This window comes from Bacillus shivajii (assembly GCF_020519665.1).
In the GTDB taxonomy this organism is placed as follows: Bacteria; Bacillota; Bacilli; order Bacillales; family Salisediminibacteriaceae; genus Bacillus_CA; species Bacillus_CA shivajii.
Window position 1 is genome coordinate 891,838 of sequence record NZ_CP084703.1, and the last position, 18,124, is coordinate 909,961.

14 protein-coding genes are annotated in these 18,124 nt (G+C 40.2%); 9 read left to right on the forward strand and 5 right to left on the reverse strand.

Annotated features, from left to right (window positions below; all coding sequences use genetic code 11):
• Positions 1 to 554: 554 nt before the first annotated feature.
• Both LGQ02_RS04280 and LGQ02_RS04285 read right to left on the reverse strand, forming a co-directional pair.
• Positions 555 to 1,007 carry a DUF3592 domain-containing protein gene (locus tag LGQ02_RS04280; RefSeq protein WP_226516995.1) on the reverse strand — a complete coding sequence of 151 codons (453 nt, stop codon included), beginning with the start codon at positions 1,005 to 1,007 and terminating at the stop codon, positions 555 to 557.
• Between the two features lie 1,254 nt (positions 1,008 to 2,261).
• Positions 2,262 to 3,941: a hypothetical protein gene (locus tag LGQ02_RS04285; RefSeq protein WP_226518216.1), complete on the reverse strand. Its 1,680-nt coding sequence runs from the start codon at positions 3,939 to 3,941 to the stop codon at positions 2,262 to 2,264.
• Positions 3,942 to 4,205: 264 nt separating this feature from the next.
• On the opposite strand from LGQ02_RS04285, the gene LGQ02_RS04290 reads away from it, so the two are divergent.
• From LGQ02_RS04290 to LGQ02_RS04300, 3 genes are all read left to right on the forward strand, one after another.
• Positions 4,206 to 6,122, forward strand: coding sequence for an ABC-F family ATP-binding cassette domain-containing protein (locus LGQ02_RS04290; protein ID WP_226516996.1), 1,917 nt, complete (start codon positions 4,206 to 4,208; stop codon positions 6,120 to 6,122).
• A 121-nt stretch (positions 6,123 to 6,243) separates the two neighbouring features.
• Positions 6,244 to 6,372 (forward strand): c-type cytochrome, encoded by a 129-nt coding sequence (locus tag LGQ02_RS04295; RefSeq protein WP_226516997.1) that lies wholly within the window; start codon positions 6,244 to 6,246, stop codon positions 6,370 to 6,372.
• Positions 6,373 to 6,411: 39 nt separating this feature from the next.
• Positions 6,412 to 6,633 carry a hypothetical protein gene (locus tag LGQ02_RS04300; protein ID WP_226516998.1) on the forward strand — a complete coding sequence of 74 codons (222 nt, stop codon included), beginning with the start codon at positions 6,412 to 6,414 and terminating at the stop codon, positions 6,631 to 6,633.
• A 247-nt stretch (positions 6,634 to 6,880) separates the two neighbouring features.
• On the opposite strand, the gene kynU is transcribed toward LGQ02_RS04300, so the two are convergent.
• Positions 6,881 to 8,152 carry a kynureninase gene (gene kynU / locus LGQ02_RS04305; RefSeq protein WP_226516999.1) on the reverse strand — a complete coding sequence of 424 codons (1,272 nt, stop codon included), beginning with the start codon at positions 8,150 to 8,152 and terminating at the stop codon, positions 6,881 to 6,883.
• A 306-nt stretch (positions 8,153 to 8,458) separates the two neighbouring features.
• On the opposite strand from kynU, the gene LGQ02_RS04310 reads away from it, so the two are divergent.
• Positions 8,459 to 8,686, forward strand: a complete 228-nt coding sequence (locus LGQ02_RS04310; protein ID WP_226517000.1) for a hypothetical protein — start codon at positions 8,459 to 8,461, stop codon at positions 8,684 to 8,686.
• A gap of 364 nt (positions 8,687 to 9,050) precedes the next feature.
• Positions 9,051 to 10,070: a WD40/YVTN/BNR-like repeat-containing protein gene (locus LGQ02_RS04315; protein WP_226517001.1), complete on the forward strand. Its 1,020-nt coding sequence runs from the start codon at positions 9,051 to 9,053 to the stop codon at positions 10,068 to 10,070.
• A 65-nt stretch (positions 10,071 to 10,135) separates the two neighbouring features.
• Here LGQ02_RS04315 and ytvI read toward each other — a convergent pair whose 3' ends face one another.
• On the reverse strand, positions 10,136 to 11,266 hold the full coding sequence (gene ytvI, locus LGQ02_RS04320; protein WP_226517002.1) for a sporulation integral membrane protein YtvI: 1,131 nt from the start codon (positions 11,264 to 11,266) through the stop codon (positions 10,136 to 10,138).
• A gap of 540 nt (positions 11,267 to 11,806) precedes the next feature.
• On the opposite strand from ytvI, the gene LGQ02_RS04325 reads away from it, so the two are divergent.
• Positions 11,807 to 12,127, forward strand: coding sequence for a thioredoxin family protein (locus LGQ02_RS04325; protein WP_226517003.1), 321 nt, complete (start codon positions 11,807 to 11,809; stop codon positions 12,125 to 12,127).
• A 345-nt stretch (positions 12,128 to 12,472) separates the two neighbouring features.
• On the forward strand, positions 12,473 to 13,903 hold the full coding sequence (gene nhaC, locus LGQ02_RS04330; RefSeq protein WP_226517004.1) for a Na+/H+ antiporter NhaC: 1,431 nt from the start codon (positions 12,473 to 12,475) through the stop codon (positions 13,901 to 13,903).
• Between the two features lie 157 nt (positions 13,904 to 14,060).
• On the opposite strand, the gene mreBH is transcribed toward nhaC, so the two are convergent.
• Positions 14,061 to 15,068: a rod-share determining protein MreBH gene (gene mreBH, locus LGQ02_RS04335; RefSeq protein ID WP_226517005.1), complete on the reverse strand. Its 1,008-nt coding sequence runs from the start codon at positions 15,066 to 15,068 to the stop codon at positions 14,061 to 14,063.
• A 237-nt stretch (positions 15,069 to 15,305) separates the two neighbouring features.
• Between mreBH and LGQ02_RS04340 the strand changes: the two genes are divergently transcribed.
• Positions 15,306 to 16,472 (forward strand): acyl-CoA dehydrogenase family protein, encoded by a 1,167-nt coding sequence (locus tag LGQ02_RS04340; protein ID WP_226517006.1) that lies wholly within the window; start codon positions 15,306 to 15,308, stop codon positions 16,470 to 16,472.
• A 973-nt stretch (positions 16,473 to 17,445) separates the two neighbouring features.
• Positions 17,446 to 18,108, forward strand: coding sequence for an MOSC domain-containing protein (locus LGQ02_RS04345; RefSeq protein ID WP_226517007.1), 663 nt, complete (start codon positions 17,446 to 17,448; stop codon positions 18,106 to 18,108).
• The last annotated feature ends 16 nt before the right edge of the window (positions 18,109 to 18,124 follow it).

The window sequence follows — 18,124 nt, forward strand, 5'->3', positions numbered from 1 at the left end:
GACGCTTTCACCACTAGGCACAAGTGCGACATCCATTCAAGCTTCACTCCGTTTGCTTTCATTGTGTCTTCTTTGCACCCCGGGGCACAAGTGCGACATCCGCTCTTGCTTCACTTCGTTTGCATTCACGGTGTCTTCTTTGCCGCGGACACGGCCTCAACTAATTAGGGAGTTCCTGTCTCTTCCTCTACAAGCAATGCTTTGAAGCTGTATCCGTCCACCGGGCAAAACGTCACGTCCTGTGGCATGCCCGGCATTAGAACGTCCTGTCCGTCGAGACAACTCGATACAGTAGAACTTCGACTAAAACCCCCACGTCCTGTGCGAACGTCGAAGTCACCAACGAGCGTTTACATCACGAGTAAGCTTCGAGTTGCCTCGACGGATAAACAACAGAGCCATACTAGTAGAGAAAGAGGCAGGCCTTGTGGAAGTTCGTGAAGCCATGCTCGTCGCTGGAGTCGCCGCCTTTTACTTCTTCACGTTATAAAAACAACACTCTTTACCTGCGACGAGTAATCGCAGGAACAATCTATGCGAAAAGAGCCTAAAATTCACATAAATAACGTTTGTATTTTGTCCCATTCTGAAGTTAACCAAAGTCCCCCAATAAGAGTCAAGAATCCACCAGCGATCAACGAAAATGTTCCTTTTCCCCAAACCACAAACCAATGATTGATCATCACTTCTTTTCTATTGTTTTTTATATAATAGATGAGTTCGATCTCTTCTCCAAGCTTATGTTTATGTTTATTAAAACCAGTCATCGAACGAAATTGTTTTTTTGTACCGTCTATAGCATCGACATACTCAATAACGGGAAAGTAGGCGACGTTGCCAGAAATTTGATAATGACCAGGCCTTGAATCTTTCATTCGTTCAACGATAAAATCAACAATTGTTCCGTGGATCACTTTAGATTGATCCATATTTTTTTTCGTCTTAACTAGTTTAAAGATACCGTAAATGAATAAAGGCACTCCTATAAGTAATGCGATAATTGGCATATTATCTCCACCTAAATTTTAAAAATTGTATTGAAACGTCAATATTTTATACGTTTTGTATCTGAATCAGTTTCATAACTCAAAATAAGATGCGAAAATCCGAATGATGAGCGTGAACTTCACTTCAGCCGGACGCTTTCCCGAGGGCTTGTCTTCAGCTAACTTAGGCTCAATAACTCTTCGCCTAAGTGGATCTTCAGACTGCGCTGATCCTCCGGGAGTCACCGCCTTTTGTTACGTTCACTTCTAAACAAAACTTGGCTTTTCGTTAAAGAGATTCTTAGTACTCTTCACCTGCGACGAGCAAGCGTAGCGGCGCAGGAGCACTCTTTATCTGCGACGAGTAACCGCAGGAGCAACGAGCATTCGCTTCTCCGAATATTCTTCGAGCTGCCTTGACGCATCAACTTCCAAGAAGTGCTTGAAGAGGAAGAGGCACGTAGTCTGCGACGAGTAACCGCAGGAGCAACGAGTATCGGCTTCCTCGAAATCCCTTCGAGCTGCGACGAGTAATCGCAGGAGCAACGAGCATTCGCTTCTCCGAATATTCTTCGAGCTGCCTCGACGCATCAACTTCCAAGAAGTGCTTGAAGAGGAAGAGGCACGTAGTCTGCGACGAGTAACCGCAGGAGCAACGAGCATTCGCTTCTCCGAATATTCTTCGAGCTGCCTCGACGCATCAACTTCCAAGAAGTGCTTGAAGAGGAAGAGGCACGTAGTCTGCGACGAGTAACCGCAGGAGCAACGAGTATCGGCTTCCTCGAAATCCCTTCGAGCTGCGACGAGTAATCGCAGGAGCAACGAGTATCGGCTTCCTCGAAATCCCTTCGAGCTGCGACGAGTAATCGCAGGAGCAACGAGTATCGGCTTCCTCGAAACCCCTTCGAGCTGCGACGAGTAATCGCAGGAGCAACGAGTATCGGCTTCCTCGAAATCCCTTCGAGCTGCGACGAGTAATCGCAGGAGCAACGAGTATCGGCTTCCTCGAAATCCCTTCGAGCTGCGACGAGTAATCGCAGGAGCACTTATCTATCGACCATAAATTTATAAATTCTGATAGAGCAAATAAAACGTACAGTTAAAGAAAAAAATAATATCATTCGTTTCATTGTGCAAAAAACGTAATTATGAAATTGACTCAACTTTCAAAGTTTCAATTTTTTTAATATGAAAGTCTCTTTGTTCCATAAAAGCAAAAAACCAAGTTTTCACCGTAAGAGGCGATCACTTGGTTTTTCCGAATATAATAGACGTTTAAAATTCTAGCTCTTCAATCGGCTGAATGTCTTCTCCTGAATCAATGAATTTAATTGTGATTTCATCTCCAGATTCGATGAATACTGACCTTGGGTAAGATGATGAATTTACCGTGAAAATGCGGTCGTATCCTTCAAGAAGAAGTCGTACTGTTACGTTATCTTCTCGGTCCCAATGGTAAACTCTTTCTACCATAGCAGTAATCTCTTTTAGGTCAGTTAATTCCCCTGGTACCATATCGTCATCAACAGTCGTAGAAAGCTCAAGTTGATAGGCTCCAAATGCCTCCCTTTTCGTCGATCCGTAGCCATAGATGTGCTCACTTGATGCATTCACGAGCATAATTTGACGAAGTACACTGTTTCGATCCATGAGTGGTACAACCCATGTATACTGCCCATAAATGTTATAGAGAGTTGGTGTACCAGCGACATAATCGTCACGGCGGAACGTACGCTCTGCTAAATTCATAGCAGTACGCCCATTTAATGAGCCACTTGCATCACGGAAGTAACGAAGCTCACCAGTACGTGCGTCAAACATGGTGAAGCCAACCATCGAGTTAGAGGCTTCTTGACCTGTTTGTAAGCGCATATGGTCTGAGAACCAATTTAAGTTTAATTCACGGTCAACGACACCTGCAACAGCATCATCGGCAGTCCAGCGAGTTGGTTCTGTAAGCCCTTCGCGTCCAAAAAAGCGGTTAATGAGACCATGTTTATAAATTCCGAACCAGTTATTTCGTTCTTCAGCAATATGAGGGGGATAAATACGGTTTACCCACTCTGGTGCATTTTCTTTTTCGTACTTTTCAATTTCTCCAGTAGTTGGATTAACGATAATGACACCATCAACATCAGCGACACGACGAAATTCTGTGTAATGACCGTAGCTGACAATGTAATATGGATTTCCTTCACTATCAATCTCGAACGTTGTATCTAGCATTAAGACATCAGGATACTCCATACGAACGTGACGTTCTAAGTTTTCGTGAAAAAAGCCGGAAGGAACGATCGTCATATCAGTTAGAACGAGTTGAGGCTCTGCTCTTGAATTTTCTGCATTTACTCGAATGTATCCTGGAACAGCATCACTTCTCATCCAACGGAAGAAGTCATCATACTCAATGGGAGTGATCCAGTAAAGTGTGTCATCAACACGTTGGATTCTCGTTTCACCAAGTGTGTAAAACGCAGGGTTATCAAGTTGCCCCATCTGAACGTCTGCACGGTAACGGGCATAGTTTCTAGAAACGACTGGAATCGATTCTTCGCTTACCGGAGCCAGATCCTCGACAGAAACCTCTTCACCGCCGGCAAGGTTATACTTCGCATCCGCTAAAAATAAAGGCTGAAGGATCCAAAACAAACCGAACCCAGCGAGAACGACAAGACCAGTTCCTGCGCCGATCACTGCTTTTTGTTTGCGGAACGTTTTTTTCAGTGAAAAAACAAGGGTATTGTCGGCAATCAGGCCAATCCCTACAATTGGCAAGTAGTACGTAATAATGGCCGTTAATGATTGATCTAAGAGGCCAACATAAAATAAGAACATCCCGTAAAGAAAACCAACAATATAACGCGGGATGAGCCATTGGCGGAAAAAGCCACCCTTCCACCATTCAGGCTGTATAGGGAGAAATAACAACCCTAATAACGCACTCATAATAAGCATTTGTAGCAATAGAAACACCTCTTTTAGTTTTAGAAAATATAATGATGACTACTATAAATACGGATTACACTATAAACCGTTTCACCTATTAATAGAGTACCATAATCTCTTAACCAACAAGAAAGAAAATGACGAAGAAAACAAAAGAAGATTCATACGCTTTTAATATTTATCAATTAATTTCCATGTTTATCCAGGTGCCTGGCACCTGGATAAACATGGAAGGGCCCTGGCGTGCTACAATAGGGTGTGGAGGATGATGTTATGAGTATTTTACGAGTTGAAAACTTACTGAAAACATATGGAGAGAAAACTCTTTTTAATCATATTTCCTTTTCTGTTGGGGAAAAGGAGCGAATTGGACTCATTGGTGTAAATGGTACCGGTAAATCTTCACTACTTAAAGTATTAGCTAGTATTGATGGACGAGAAGGTGGAGAAATCATTCATGCTAATGATTTTCATATAGAGTACTTACCTCAAGATCCTGAGCTTGATATGGAAAAAACAGTGATTGAACAAGTGTATGAAGGTGATTCACTCATTATGAAAACGATGCGTGAATATGAACGAACATTGTTATCTCTTGAAAGCGCCCCAACAAACGAAGCATTGCAAAAGCAATTAGTAAGTGCGCAAGAAAAAATGGATAAAGCTGAAGCCTGGGAAGCAAACACAGTAGCAAAAACAATTTTAACGAAGCTAGGGATCACTGAGTTTTCCAAACGAGTGAAACATCTTTCTGGCGGGCAAAAAAAGAGAGTCGCCATGGCAAAATCACTGATTCAACCTGCAGATTTATTATTATTAGATGAGCCGACAAACCACTTAGATAATGAAACCATTGAGTGGCTTGAGCAATTTTTAGCGCAATATCGCGGCGCATTAATTCTCATTACGCACGACCGTTACTTTCTAAACCGTGTAACGAATCGTATTTTTGAACTTGATCATGGCAGGCTTTTTCAATATGAAGGAAACTATGAATTGTTTTTAGAGAAAAAATCAGAACGTGAACGAGAAGAAGCAAAACAAGAAGATAAACGACAAAACATTTTACGTCGAGAGCTTGCTTGGCTTCAGCGTGGCGCAAAAGCGCGTACGACGAAGCAGAAAGCTAGAAAAGATCGTATTGAAAACATCAAGAGTGAAAGCTATGTTCATGAAAAAGGAGATGTCGACTTTGCGATTGGCTCTGTCAGACTAGGAAAAAAAGTCATTGAGCTTGAAGGGATTACTCAATCCTTTGAAGGTCATCAGCTTTTTAAAGACGTTGATTATTTAATTACTCCTGGAGATCGTCTCGGAATTATTGGTCCGAATGGAAGCGGGAAATCGACGTTATTAAATATCATAGCAGGCCGACTAATACCTGACTCAGGAACAATTGATATTGGTGAAACGGTGAAAATCGGCTATTACACACAAAATCATGAAGAGATGGATGAAGATCTTCGCATGATCGATTATATAAAAGGCGTCGCTGAAGTCGTTTATACTGCTGATGGCACGGTTGTAACAGCAGAGCAGATGCTTGAGCGCTTTCTTTTTTCACGTCCAATGCAATTTACACACATCCGTAGACTTTCTGGAGGAGAACGTCGTCGCTTATATTTATTGAAGGTTTTAATGCAAGAACCGAACGTGTTGTTTTTAGATGAGCCGACAAATGACTTAGATACAGAAACGCTCGCAGTTTTGGAAGATTACTTAGATCAGTTCCCAGGTGTTGTCGTGACTGTTTCCCATGATCGATATTTCCTTGACCGTGTCGTAGATAAGCTCCTTGTTTTTTACGGGAACGGTCATGTTACACGTTTTCATGGAAGTTATAGTGAATATATGGAGACAGTGAAAAGTGAAGAGAACGAAGCAAAAAAACAAATAAATGTAAAAGAAGAAAAAGACTCTAGCCAATCGACAAACCAATCGAAAAAGCCGAAGAAATTATCTTATAAAGACCAGAAAGAATGGGATGAAATTGAAGACAAGATCGCAGAACTTGAGGAAAAAGTGGAGTCATTAGAACAGCAAATTCAAGAATCAGGAAGTGACTTTGATTTAGCTCGAGACCTTTTTGAAGAACAGAAGGCGGTTGAAGGAAAACTTGAAGCGTTAATGGAACGTTGGGAAGAACTATCGATTCTTGTGGAAGAAATAGAAGCTGAGAAAAATAAATAAGATTAAGGGTCTCCTAAGAATTTTAGGAGGCTTTTTCTTGGTTTTAGAAAAGATAGATTATTTTTGTTTCATAGCGGGAAATGCTTGTATACACCTCAAATATATAAAGGGGGTTGATCGATTGTACATTACAAAAGAAGAAATCCATTTAATGCTCGATCATTTATCAGATGATGAAATTCAGGCGGTTTACGAGTATATTCATTCATTGAAAGGGAAGCGATCTGAGAAAAAAGATCATCAAACCTAGCAGGAAGATCACGAAAGTATACATTTAGGAGGGATTCAAATGCCAGTAACAAAAGAAGAAGTAAGAAAAATGATTGATGAATTAAACGATGGGCAACTAGAAGCAGTTTATGAGTATTTACAAGGAATAATAGATACAGAAATGTTTGAGAGAATCAAAGATGATGAAGATAAAATCCATGAAAAAGATTATTATACAGAGAAAGATTCAGTTAGTATCCATGACGATGTTGCACATCGCGACCGAGCAAACCAACGATAGGGTGGATATAAAGTAAATATGAAAAAATACTAGGTGCCTGACACGAGACTACTGAAAAACTGTTGATAAAAGGATGTCCGTCAAAAACCCGGAGACTCCAGAAGGAAAAGCAATAGCTGAAGATCCCGCAGTGGCGGGGTTCCACGAGGAAGCTGAAGCAGTGCCTGCGGAAAGCGAAGGAGTTTTTGAGCGGACATAATGACTTTTTCAGTGGCCTCGCCTGTCACCTGGTATTTTTTGGGTTTCATTATGCGATGACATTTCGATTGTTTGAAAACTCCTTGTATTCTTGTTGGTCCATAATCGTTTTTAATGCTTGAACAGTTTTCCATACATCTTCAAATGACGTATAGAAAGCGATCGGTGCAAAACGAATGACATTTGGTGCACGGTAATCTGGAATGACCCCTCGTTTCTTCAATGCTTTACAAATTCTCGCAGCCTCCACATGGGATACTGCGATATGACCACCGCGTTTCGATTCTTCTAACGGTGTAATTACTTCAAATTCTCCTAGTAACTGTTCTTCACGAAGACACTCTAATAAAAAATTTGTTAGTTTTAAAGATTTTTCCCTTACAACGTCAATTCCGACTTCTTCAAACATTTCAAGGGAACCGATCAATGGTGCGCTGCTAAAAACGTGCGGAGTTCCGAGTTGATAAGCACCAGCTGTTTCTGCAGGAGTCATTTCGTGAGCCATATCAAATTGACGCTCTTTATTTGAGCCAAACCAGCCAGCTAATCCTGGAGCACGTCCATGGTGCTTTTCGTGAACGAAGAGTCCACCAATACCTCCTGGACCGCTGTTTAAATACTTATACGTGCACCAAACGGCAAAATCACATCCCCATTCGTGCAACTTGTGAGGGATGGATCCAGCAGAGTGGGCAAGGTCAAAACCGATTGTGATACCTCGACTATGGGCTTCACTCGTTAACCGTTTCATGTTTAACAATTGCCCACTTCGATAAAGGACAGATGGTAGGACAACTAATGCAACTTCATCGGTCATGTTTTCAATAATGGTGTCTTCGTCTAAGGTGTGACCGTTTTTACTTTTGACAACGATTAAATGTTCATTAGGGTCTAGTCCTTGTAAAGAGAGCTGACTTTGTAAAACATACATGTCAGTTGGAAAAGCAAGTTCTTCGGTTAATATTTTGGTTTTCTTCCCTTTTGGTTGGAAAAACGTAGCAACCATTTGGTGCAAATTCGTCGTGATTGATCCAGTTGAAATCACTTCGTCTTTTTTGGCTCCGAGAAGAGGAGCGGTCATCTCTCCTAATTTTTCTGAAAGGTAAAACCAAGGTTCCGCACCATCTGTCCAGCCGTCAATCCCATGCTCTGTCCAATCATTTAAAGAACGATTAAGAGCTGTTTCAGCACGTTTTGAGAGAAGGCCAAGTGAATTTCCATCCATGTAAAGGTGACCTTCTTGTATGTAAAACTCATCCTTATACTTTGCTAACGGATCATTCTTGTCCAACTGTACCGCTTGATCAAATGTTAGTGTCACGTGAGCATCTCCTCCTTATCAATAACTCTATTGTAGAAAGAAGTTCAATCGCTGACAAGTATAAAGCAATGAATATGGAAATTAAATCCAGTTACCTGGCACCTGGGATTAGATGGGAATTTATAGTAGAAACCAATGGTGAATGGTTAATATTCAATTTGATTTATTACTGGTATGACGGTCATTATCGAACATTTTTATGTTACGAAAGTATGAAATTATTTGATTAGATGATTGATAATTGGGGTACTTGGGTACATCGGTAGTAACGGGGCGCTGACATTTAGAATAAAGGAGGGAGCACCGATGTTTGTCACGAAAGAAGATGTCCTCCGCTTAGTTGACCGCTTAACAGAAGATGAGCTGCAAATCGTCCACACGTTTATCGAAGAAATTAAAGAAGCACATGAATATGAAATGTCACGAGGTCAAATTGAAGGGCTGCATGATCAAGATAGATATTTAGAAGAAGGGGAAAAGAACCTCTTTGACGAAACGCCGAACCGTGATTTAAAACGAAGAGAACGTTTATAAACCATTGCTTCACATCGCTCGGTCAGTTACCGGGCTTTTTCTTACACAATTAGAATTTATAAAATTTTAGCAAAGTAGAAGCACGACGTAGTGAAAAATTTTTAAGAATTAAGTATAAGTTCACCGGATAAAAACGCGATGTCCTATCGCAACACCGGTGCTAGCACGTCCTGTGCGTTGGCTCCTGCGGTTACTCGTCGCAGCTCGAAGCTTTATCAAGAAGTAAAGCTCGTCGCAACTAACACCTCTGTCTTTGCCTAAAAGGCTCGCCAATCGGCGAGTTTTCTTTATATAGCGAGTTTTCAAAGGATTTTTCACATCAATCAAGAAACCTATGAATAAGACAAATGGAGAGGGGGATTTGATGAAACTATATATTGCAAGTGATCACGAGGTTTTGATCGCAGAAAAGAAAGAAAAAGAATGGACGCTTGCTACAAGTGAAATAAAAGGTACATCAATTCAGTGTGTAGCGGCTGAACGAGAAGGTGAAGGGGTTTTTGCTGGAACATTTGATCACGGGTTATGGTATACGAAAAATGACGGTAAAAGCTGGATACGCATCGGTGAGGGAGTATTACATGAACGGATCACCTCGCTTCACATATCCGAAGCTGTGGAGAAAAATAGTAAATCTTCTCGATTATATGTTGGTACGGAACCAAGTGAATTGTTTTTTACGGATGACTATGGAAAAACATGGTCGAGGTTCCCGGCACTATTGTCTCTACCTTCGAAATCTACCTGGAGCTTCCCGCCAAGACCTTACACCCATCATGTTCGAGATATTGTGACGGGAAAAGAAGATGACCAGTTCATCTTAACGGGTATTGAGTTTGGTGGCGTGGTGCGCAGTCTAGATCACGGCAAGACATTTGAAGATCGAAAAGAAGGATCACAATTTGACTGCCATACGATCAAATTACACCCTAATCATGACGCGTACATTTATGAAGCTGGTGGAGGTGGGTATGCAGAGAGTAGAGATAAAGGTGAAACGTGGCAAACGAAAAATGAAGGGTTAGGGTCATTTACCTACCTCGTTTACGTTGCGGTTGACCCGGCAGATCCAGAAGTTGTTGTTGTTTCAGCTGCTGAAGGCCCAAGAACAGCTTATACTCCTGAGAGGGCAAATACGCATTTGTACAGGAGAGACAAATCAAACGCTGAATGGACACGTGTAACGAAAGGATTACCAGATCCAAAAGGCTCAACTGTATATCATTTGCATACAAATTCAACAGAAAACCACACATTTTATGCAGTCAATAATAAAGGAATCTACCTCTCTGAGAATCAAGGACACACTTGGCGAAAAGCCCCAGTCCAATGGCCAGAAAGAATAAGAGACAAAAGAATTGCAGATGTTTCGCTGAGAGTGTGAATGATTATACAGTAATTGCGAATATGAGTGCCAGGCACCTGGAAATGCCTGGCATTGTTTACACTTTATTTTGTTTCTTCGTCAACAAAACCGTATCTGATAAAATAACCGATATCTTTTAACATACCGATATCTTTCATGATTACTACGATGACTAAGACAAAAGGACCGATGAAAAGGCCAATAATTCCAAACAATTGAAACCCAACAAAAAGTGAGATTAAAACGCCGAGTGCATTTAAATTCATACTAGAAGAGAGAACTTTCGGTTCAATTATTTGCCTTATGCCGATGGTTACCCCATAAACGATTGCAATACCGATTCCTAAACTAATGTCTCCGGTAATGAAAAGGTAGATAAACCATGGAATCAAGATTGTACCTGATCCTAAATACGGTAATATTTCGGCGACTCCGACAATGATTGCGATCGTTAATGCTTGTTCGATTCTTAAAATTGATAACCCTACTAATACAATCAATGAAGCGATCCCCATTAATATGATTTGTGCTCTTAGAAATCCTAGGACGCGGTGACTGAACATTTTTCTAAATGCTCTCCCTTTACGAATAAGCGGCGCTGGACTAATTTTTATCCCACTGTCAACGATTCGATCCCAGTCTTTACCGAGAAAATAGAACGCTAGGAAAATAAAGAGAAAGGCAATCAGAAAAGTAGGTACAGCAATGAGTAAGTTGGTGAGGGCATCGACCATTTTTTGCCCAAGTTCTCCAAGTAGTGCTGCGACTTGTCCACCAAGTTCTTGTATTCCTTCTTGTAAAGTACTTTGTTGCTCTGGTGTTAAGGCGTCCATAATACCAGAAAGCTCATGCCATAACGGTAAAATCGTTTGATTAAAAAATTGTTGCAAGCGCATTGATCCTTGTTCGATCCACATCGGTACAAATTCTGAGATGCGGCGCACACCAAAAATAGCTAAAAAAGTTAGGCCTGTAAATACTCCTGCTAATGTACTTAAGCCAATCAAAAGTGCTGTTAATACAGCAAGGCCGTTAGGGAACTTCACCTTATTTTTTAAAATCCGAATAAGAGGCATAAACATCCATAGAAGACCTGCTGCAATCCAAAATGGATAAGAAATCGTGAAGAGCCAGCCTAATAACCATAATGATCCAATGCTAAGTATTACTACTAGTACAAAGCGTGCTGCGATAAGTCCGTGATTTTTTGTCATGCCAGCCCTCCTTTTTATTGTCGTTTATAGAAAGAAATTTTGCTCACCATATACCATCTGTAATTGTACATAAGATACCTTTTATCATAGCAGAATATTCCATATAAGAAAATTCATAAGCCGAAAAACGAGCTTGTCAACCCATTTTGCGAAATTGTCATGGACCTGGTCCCCGACAATTTCACATTTTTGTACAAATACTTCAGATAAAAGAGTTGCCTCAACATTCATTTATTCCCTTACGAATAGCCAATAACACATTACCAAGTAATTCCAGGTTCCGGCACATGTTTTTTTTGGAAAGTGTGTGTGCGAGGAGATTAATGGTGGTTTGGGAATGAATAATAACTAATTAAGGATTTTAGGTCGTGTGACCGATGGATTAATAAGTTTTTTCTATTCATGTTCATGAATTCGAAGGTGAGCATTACTTACTTTCCATGAGACAATATAGATTACAAATAATATTTTTGATGTTGTAATAAACTGTTTGTACTGTAACGGAATGTGAAAGTGAAATATTAAGGGGGGAACAGTTAAATGAATATGGTAAGAAATAAAGACGACCTTCAAAGAGTGATCGAAGAGGAGGAAGTTCTTATTGTTTTAATCAAGTCTCATCACTGTTCAGTTTGTGATGCTGTAGCCCATCAGTTGAGTGAATTTATTAAATCAAATAATGACATTTCATCAGTTTTCGTACAGCTTGAAGACGTTCCAAACATATCAGGGGAGTTTATGGTGTTCAGTGCTCCAACAGTTCTTCTATTTATACAGGGGAAAGAAGAATGGAGGGGATCAAGGTTTGTGCAATGGGACGAGTTAAAGAATGTTATTGACAAATGGAAAAAATATTCTTAATGCACAAGGTGCCTTAAATGCCTTACAGAAGAAGCATTCTAGATTACACTTGAACCGCCAAAATAATTGGCGGTTTTTTTCGTGAAAATTGTAGGAGACCAGGTCCCGCACAATTTTGTGAACTTCATTGACTGCGGCTGATTGAAGATTCAAAACCTTTATAAATGACATTGACAAAAATAAATATGTTCGATAATATAGTTTCATTACAAAATTACACTTTATCACTTAAAAGCGTTTAAGCGTTTTAGTGTTTAAGCGATATGAACGAAAACATATAGAAATGTTCACAAAATTGTCACGGACCTGGTCCTCGACATTTTTGTGGGAAAAGAGGAGAGGTTTATGATGAGTGAAAAAAATGATGTGACGATGAAAGGGTGGGAAGCGGTATCGATATTACTAATAATCCTTGGAATAATAGGGACTTCTTTAGTTTTATTCAGTGCTGAACCACATGTTCCTATCTTCTTGGTGGTCCTACTATTGATAGGCTGGGCAAAGGTTCGCAAGCTTCCGTGGAAGAGGATCGAAAAAGGGATGCTTGAAGGCGTCCAATCAGGTATTGTACCGGTGATTATTTTTATGCTAATCGGTGTGCTGATAGCTGTTTGGATGAAGTCTGGTACAATTCCAACATTGATTGCATTTAGCTTTGAAATTATTTCTGTCGAATATTTTTTACTTAGTGTGTTTTTAGTGACGTCTATCATTGGAATTTCTCTTGGTAGCTCTTTTACGACGGTTTCGACAATCGGAATTGCTTTTATTGCACTAGGAACAGCGCTTGATTACAACTTAGCGATGGTTGCAGGAGCGGTGGTCTCTGGGGCTGTATTTGGGGATAAAATGAGTCCATTGTCAGATACGACGAACTTAGCTTCTTCAGTTAGTAAAGTCGACTTATTTGAACATATTCGTCACATGCTTTGGACAACAATCCCAGCATTTTTAATTACAAGTATCATTTTCTTTTTCCTAAGCACAGGATCAGGCACTGCGAATATCGCTTATGTAGAAGCGTGGCTTGAAGCATTCGCATTGGAAACAACCATTCATTGGTTCGCACTACTTCCGGCAATTGTGATACTTGTAGCAGCAGTGAAAAAAATTGCGGCGATCCCAACAATGGTTATGGGGATTGTTGCAGGTGTCATCGTTTCAGCCATTTTACAACCAGGAGCCTTTCACGTTACAGAATGGATGTCCATTATTCAAAATGGTTTCGAATCATCAACAGGAAACGAGCAAGTAGATTCGATTTTAAGTAGTGGTGGCATTCAAAGTATGATGTGGGCAGTATCACTCCTTTTACTAGCATTGAGTATGGGTGGCATTTTATCTGAACTGCGCGTCATTCAAACGTTAATGTCAACCATTCATAAACTAGTAGAAACAAGAGGAAAAGTCGTTCTCTCAACCGTTTTATCTGGAATAGGGATTAATACGACTCTAGGAGAACAATATATGTCTGTTGTGCTAACAGGGGAAGCATACGAAAAAAGGTATAAAGAAATGGGGTACTCAGGAAAACACTTATCTAAAGTCCTCGAATCAGGAGGAACGGTTATTAATCCACTCATCCCATACGGAGTAAGTGGCGTGTTTATGGCAAGTGTTTTAAACGTTCCAGTTCTTTCATTTGCCCCCTTTGCATTCTTTTGCATATTATGCCCAATCATTACTGTCATTTATGGGTTCACAGGCATCTCTATGAAAAAAGAACCTGAACAGCAAGCAAATAATCAACAAACAGCACACCAACTCGTCTCATAGAACAAAAACTCCAAAAAAATCAACCCTCTTAACCAAAAATTCAGGGACCAGGTCTAGTACAATTTTGTGACAGACCTGGTCCCTTTTTTACTTCTATTCTATTAACTTTTGATCCGACTTCTATTCTTAAAAAACGTGTGTAAGAAATTTTAACTAGCTATTTCGCTGCTTTTTGCAGTTTATGAATGACGCTTAATGAGCGACCTGTACCAATTGCGACAGCTTCTAATGGGTTTGGTGCAACGTGAACGGGCACGACGATTTCTTCACTAACCCACTCTTGAATGCCATTTAAGAGGGCGCCGCCTCCGGTTAAAATCACACCACGGTCAACAATATCTCCACTTAGTTCTGGTGGGCAGTCTTCTAACGTTGCACGAATCGCTTCTAAAATCGATAATAACGACTCACGAATCGCCCCTTGAATTTCCTTAGAACTTAACTTAATCGTTTTCGGTAAACCAGTAACGAGGTCTCGACCGCGAATATCCATTTGTACTTCGTCATGACCAATGAGTGCGTAGCCAATTTCCATTTTAATATCTTCAGCCGTACGATAACCGATCAGTAAGTTATAATTTTTTCGTACATATTGAACAATATCGTCATCGAACTGGTCTCCACCTACGCGAATGGAATTACATGAGACAACTCCACCAAATGAAATAATTGCTACCTCTGTCGTTCCCCCACCGATATCAACGACAACATTAGCAATCGGCTCTTCGACAGGTAAATCTGCTCCAATAGCGGCAGCAACAGGCTCTTCAATAAGTTCCACTTCTTTAGCGCCAAAATTTTTCACCGCATCATGGATCGCTCTTCTTTCAACAGATGTTGATCCTGAAGGTGTACAAACGACAACGTTTGGCTTACGTAAAGACAAGCCAAGCTTCTTGCTCACCTTTTTCATGATTTGCTTTAACATATCTGTCGTGACTTGATAATCAGCAATAACTCCATCCTTTAACGGCCTAATTGCTACAATATTTTCAGGTGTTTTCCCCACCATACTTTTTGCTTCTTCACCGACTGCAAGCACTTGATTGGTCTTCATATCAATTGCTACAACAGAAGGTTCATTCAAAACAATTCCTTTATTTTTCGTATAAACTAAAATATTAGCTGTTCCTAAGTCAATTCCAATTTGTGTATTCGAAAACATTTACATTCCTCCATCTATTACAGGTTTTCCCCATATCATATTTGTTCTAACAGCTTGTTAGATTTGTAGGGGGAAAAACAGAGAGAAATTATGGAAGAGTGTGTGAAAATGATCAACTCTCCCCAATAGTTACGATACGTTTAATTAATGATTGGATGGATCTTCCTTTATTTTAGGGCGAACATCTCATACAATAAAACAAGATAATTGATTCGGAAAAAGACAAGGAGCGATGTTATGGATTATTTAATGAAGAACTTGATAAAAACAGAAAAACAAAAGCGACTGTATGTAAAATCGAGATCATTTATTGAACCCTTTAAAAAGCGTGCCCCCATCCATGACAAAAATAGTACGTTTCCTGTTGAGAACTTTGAAGAGTTAAAGAATCATCAAATGACGGCATTAACGATCCCAAAAAAATACGGCGGTGAAGAAATCAGTTTATATGATTTTTTACTTGTTCAAGAAACGATTGCTCAAGGTGACGGTGCAACAGCCTTATCGTTAGGCTGGCATAATGGAATCATGATGCAATTAAGAGATGCAAATAAATGGCCAGAAGAAACGTTTAAACAAGTATCGGAAACGATCATAAACCAAAAAACGCTCATAAACAGTGCAGCAACTGAACCGAAAACCGGTAGTCCAGCTAGAGGAGGAAAGCCTGAGACGACAGCGGTGAAAACGTCAGAAGGCTGGGTGATTAATGGAAAGAAGACGTTCACCTCACTAGCCCCTGTCTTAGATCATATTATTATTACGGCAACGACACAAAATGGTGAAACAGAAGGAGTTGGGGAATTTTTATTAAATCGAGAAACAGCAGGGATCACTTTTAACGAAACGTGGGACACGTTAGGGATGCGGGCAACAAGAAGTGATGACTTAATTTTAGAAAACGTACATGTTCCAGACCGCGCTCTTGTGGCAACAAAAGACCCAGGACACGGAAAAAGTCCTCAAGGTTGGCTTCTACACATCCCAGCCTGCTATTTAGGGATCGCGATTGCTGCAAGAAATGATACTATCGAATTTGCCAAAACCTACGAACCAAATAGCTTGAACCACCCAATCTCTGAAGTCCCAGAAGTTCGTCGCAAAACAGCAGAAATCGACCTTGAACTGATGAAAGCAAGGCACTTCCTTTATCATGTAGCAAGTCTATGGGATGAAGACCCAAAAAGGCGACCAGAGTTAGGTGCAGAGTTGGCTGCGGTAAAAACAGTCGCAACTAATGCTGCTGTTAATGTTGTTGACCTTGCCATGCGCACCGTCGGAGGCTACAGTCTTCACCGAGAAAACCATTTCGAACGCTATTACCGAGATGTTAGGGCAGGACTTCATAACCCTCCATCTGATGACATTACGTCGATGATCTTAGGGAAAAAAGCATATGAATGAATCAATTTCATAACTCAAAATATGATGGAAATTCTAAATGTGAGCGTGAACTCCACTTCAGACGGACGCTTTCCCGAGGGCTTGTCTTCATCTAACTTAGGCTCAACTTCGCCTAAGTGGATCTTCAGCTCGTTGCTCCTGCGGTTACTCGTCGCAGGTAAAGAGTGTTCCTGCGATTACTCGTCGCAGGTAAAGAGTGCTCCTGCGGTTACTCGTCGCAGATAAACAGTGTTCCTGCGATTACTCGTCACAGATAAACAGTGTTCCTGCGATTACTCGTCACAGATAAACAGTGCTCCTGCGGTTACTCGTCGCAGCTCGAAGCAGTTCGAAGAAGTATTGCTCGTCGCTGATCCTCTGGGAGTCGCCGTCTTTTGTTACGTCCACTTCTAAACAAAACTTGGCTTTTCGTTAAAGAGATTCTTCGTAAACGAAGTGTGCTTACATAGAAGCTCTTATGCTTTAGTGCAAGTCTAAATGGCGAAAGCCTTAGTTGCCGTTATACTATCGACCATAAATTTATTAATTCTGATAGTACAAATAAAACGTACATTTAATGAAATATTTATAATATCATTCGTTTCACTGCGCAAAAAACGTAATTATGAAATTCATTCGAATAAATAAAAATAATATAACCCCTTCTCAAATGTAAAAAAAATGAGGGAATTGAATGAAAATTCACCATTTTTTAAAAGTTAGTAATATAATAAACTTAACCTATCCATAATTTTCAAAACACCCCATAAATTACCCAAGGGTGCCGAATCTATTTTATAAAAATAGTCACATTTTTTTTAGGATAGACAACTATGCTAATGAAGTCCGAACATGGCCAATGAAAATAAGTGCTGACAGTTTGAATGAACGGATGTCGCACTTGTTCCCAGAGGTTAAAGAGAAACAACATGTGCTGCTAAATAAAGAAAATATTTTCAGGTTAGAGCTTAAATAAGAGAGGGGCCTTAATGAGATGAAGCGACTCAAAGCAAACTTGATCTCAGTGAACGTAGGGAAAGTAAAAGCATTAACAGGACAAAACGAAACGGTTGAATCAGCAATAGAAAAAACGTCAGTCGATGGGTCTTTATATTTATCGTCTACCCAGTTAGAAGGCGATGAACAAGCGGACTTAAAGAATCATGGTGGGAAGGATAAAGCTGTATGCGTGTATCCTTTTGATCACTATCTCTTTTGGGAAGAGAATTTAAATGAAAAGTTAAGTCCAGGCGCCTTCGGAGAAAATTTAACCGTAAAAGGGTTAACAGAAGATGCGGTCTATATTGGTGATGTGTTTCAATGGGGGAAAGCTCAAGTACAAGTTTCTCAGCCACGAATACCTTGTCATAAGTTAGCAAAGAAACTTAATCACCCTAAAATCCCGCAAACCGTTACCGAACAAGGGTTAACCGGGTTCTATATGCGAGTACTAAAGGAAGGAACAGTATCTGTTTCACAGCCTTTACAGTTTATTAAGCGTTACTCCGAAGTTTCAGTAGCTTATGTGAATGAGATTTATTTTCACGATCAGAAAAATGAAGAGGCGATAAAGCAAATCATTGCTGTACCTGAATTAGCTTTAAGCTGTAAGACAGCACTAGAAAAACGTTTACAAAAGATCAATGAAACCATATAAAAGTTGTAAGATTGGC

Excerpts from the sequence above, each read along its gene's own strand:
- LGQ02_RS04280 (WP_226516995.1), bottom strand. The coding sequence starts at position 1,007 with ATGCCAATTATCGCATTACTTATAGGAGTGCCTTTATTCATTTACGGT.
- LGQ02_RS04285 (WP_226518216.1), bottom strand. The coding sequence starts at position 3,941 with ATGCTTATTATGAGTGCGTTATTAGGGTTGTTATTTCTCCCTATACAG.
- LGQ02_RS04290 (WP_226516996.1), top strand. The coding sequence starts at position 4,206 with ATGAGTATTTTACGAGTTGAAAACTTACTGAAAACATATGGAGAGAAA.
- LGQ02_RS04300 (WP_226516998.1), top strand. The coding sequence starts at position 6,412 with ATGCCAGTAACAAAAGAAGAAGTAAGAAAAATGATTGATGAATTAAAC.
- LGQ02_RS04310 (WP_226517000.1), top strand. The coding sequence starts at position 8,459 with ATGTTTGTCACGAAAGAAGATGTCCTCCGCTTAGTTGACCGCTTAACA.
- LGQ02_RS04315 (WP_226517001.1), top strand. The coding sequence starts at position 9,051 with ATGAAACTATATATTGCAAGTGATCACGAGGTTTTGATCGCAGAAAAG.
- ytvI (WP_226517002.1), bottom strand. The coding sequence starts at position 11,266 with ATGACAAAAAATCACGGACTTATCGCAGCACGCTTTGTACTAGTAGTA.
- LGQ02_RS04325 (WP_226517003.1), top strand. The coding sequence starts at position 11,807 with ATGAATATGGTAAGAAATAAAGACGACCTTCAAAGAGTGATCGAAGAG.
- nhaC (WP_226517004.1), top strand. The coding sequence starts at position 12,473 with ATGATGAGTGAAAAAAATGATGTGACGATGAAAGGGTGGGAAGCGGTA.
- mreBH (WP_226517005.1), bottom strand. The coding sequence starts at position 15,068 with ATGTTTTCGAATACACAAATTGGAATTGACTTAGGAACAGCTAATATT.
- LGQ02_RS04340 (WP_226517006.1), top strand. The coding sequence starts at position 15,306 with ATGGATTATTTAATGAAGAACTTGATAAAAACAGAAAAACAAAAGCGA.
- LGQ02_RS04345 (WP_226517007.1), top strand. The coding sequence starts at position 17,446 with ATGAAGCGACTCAAAGCAAACTTGATCTCAGTGAACGTAGGGAAAGTA.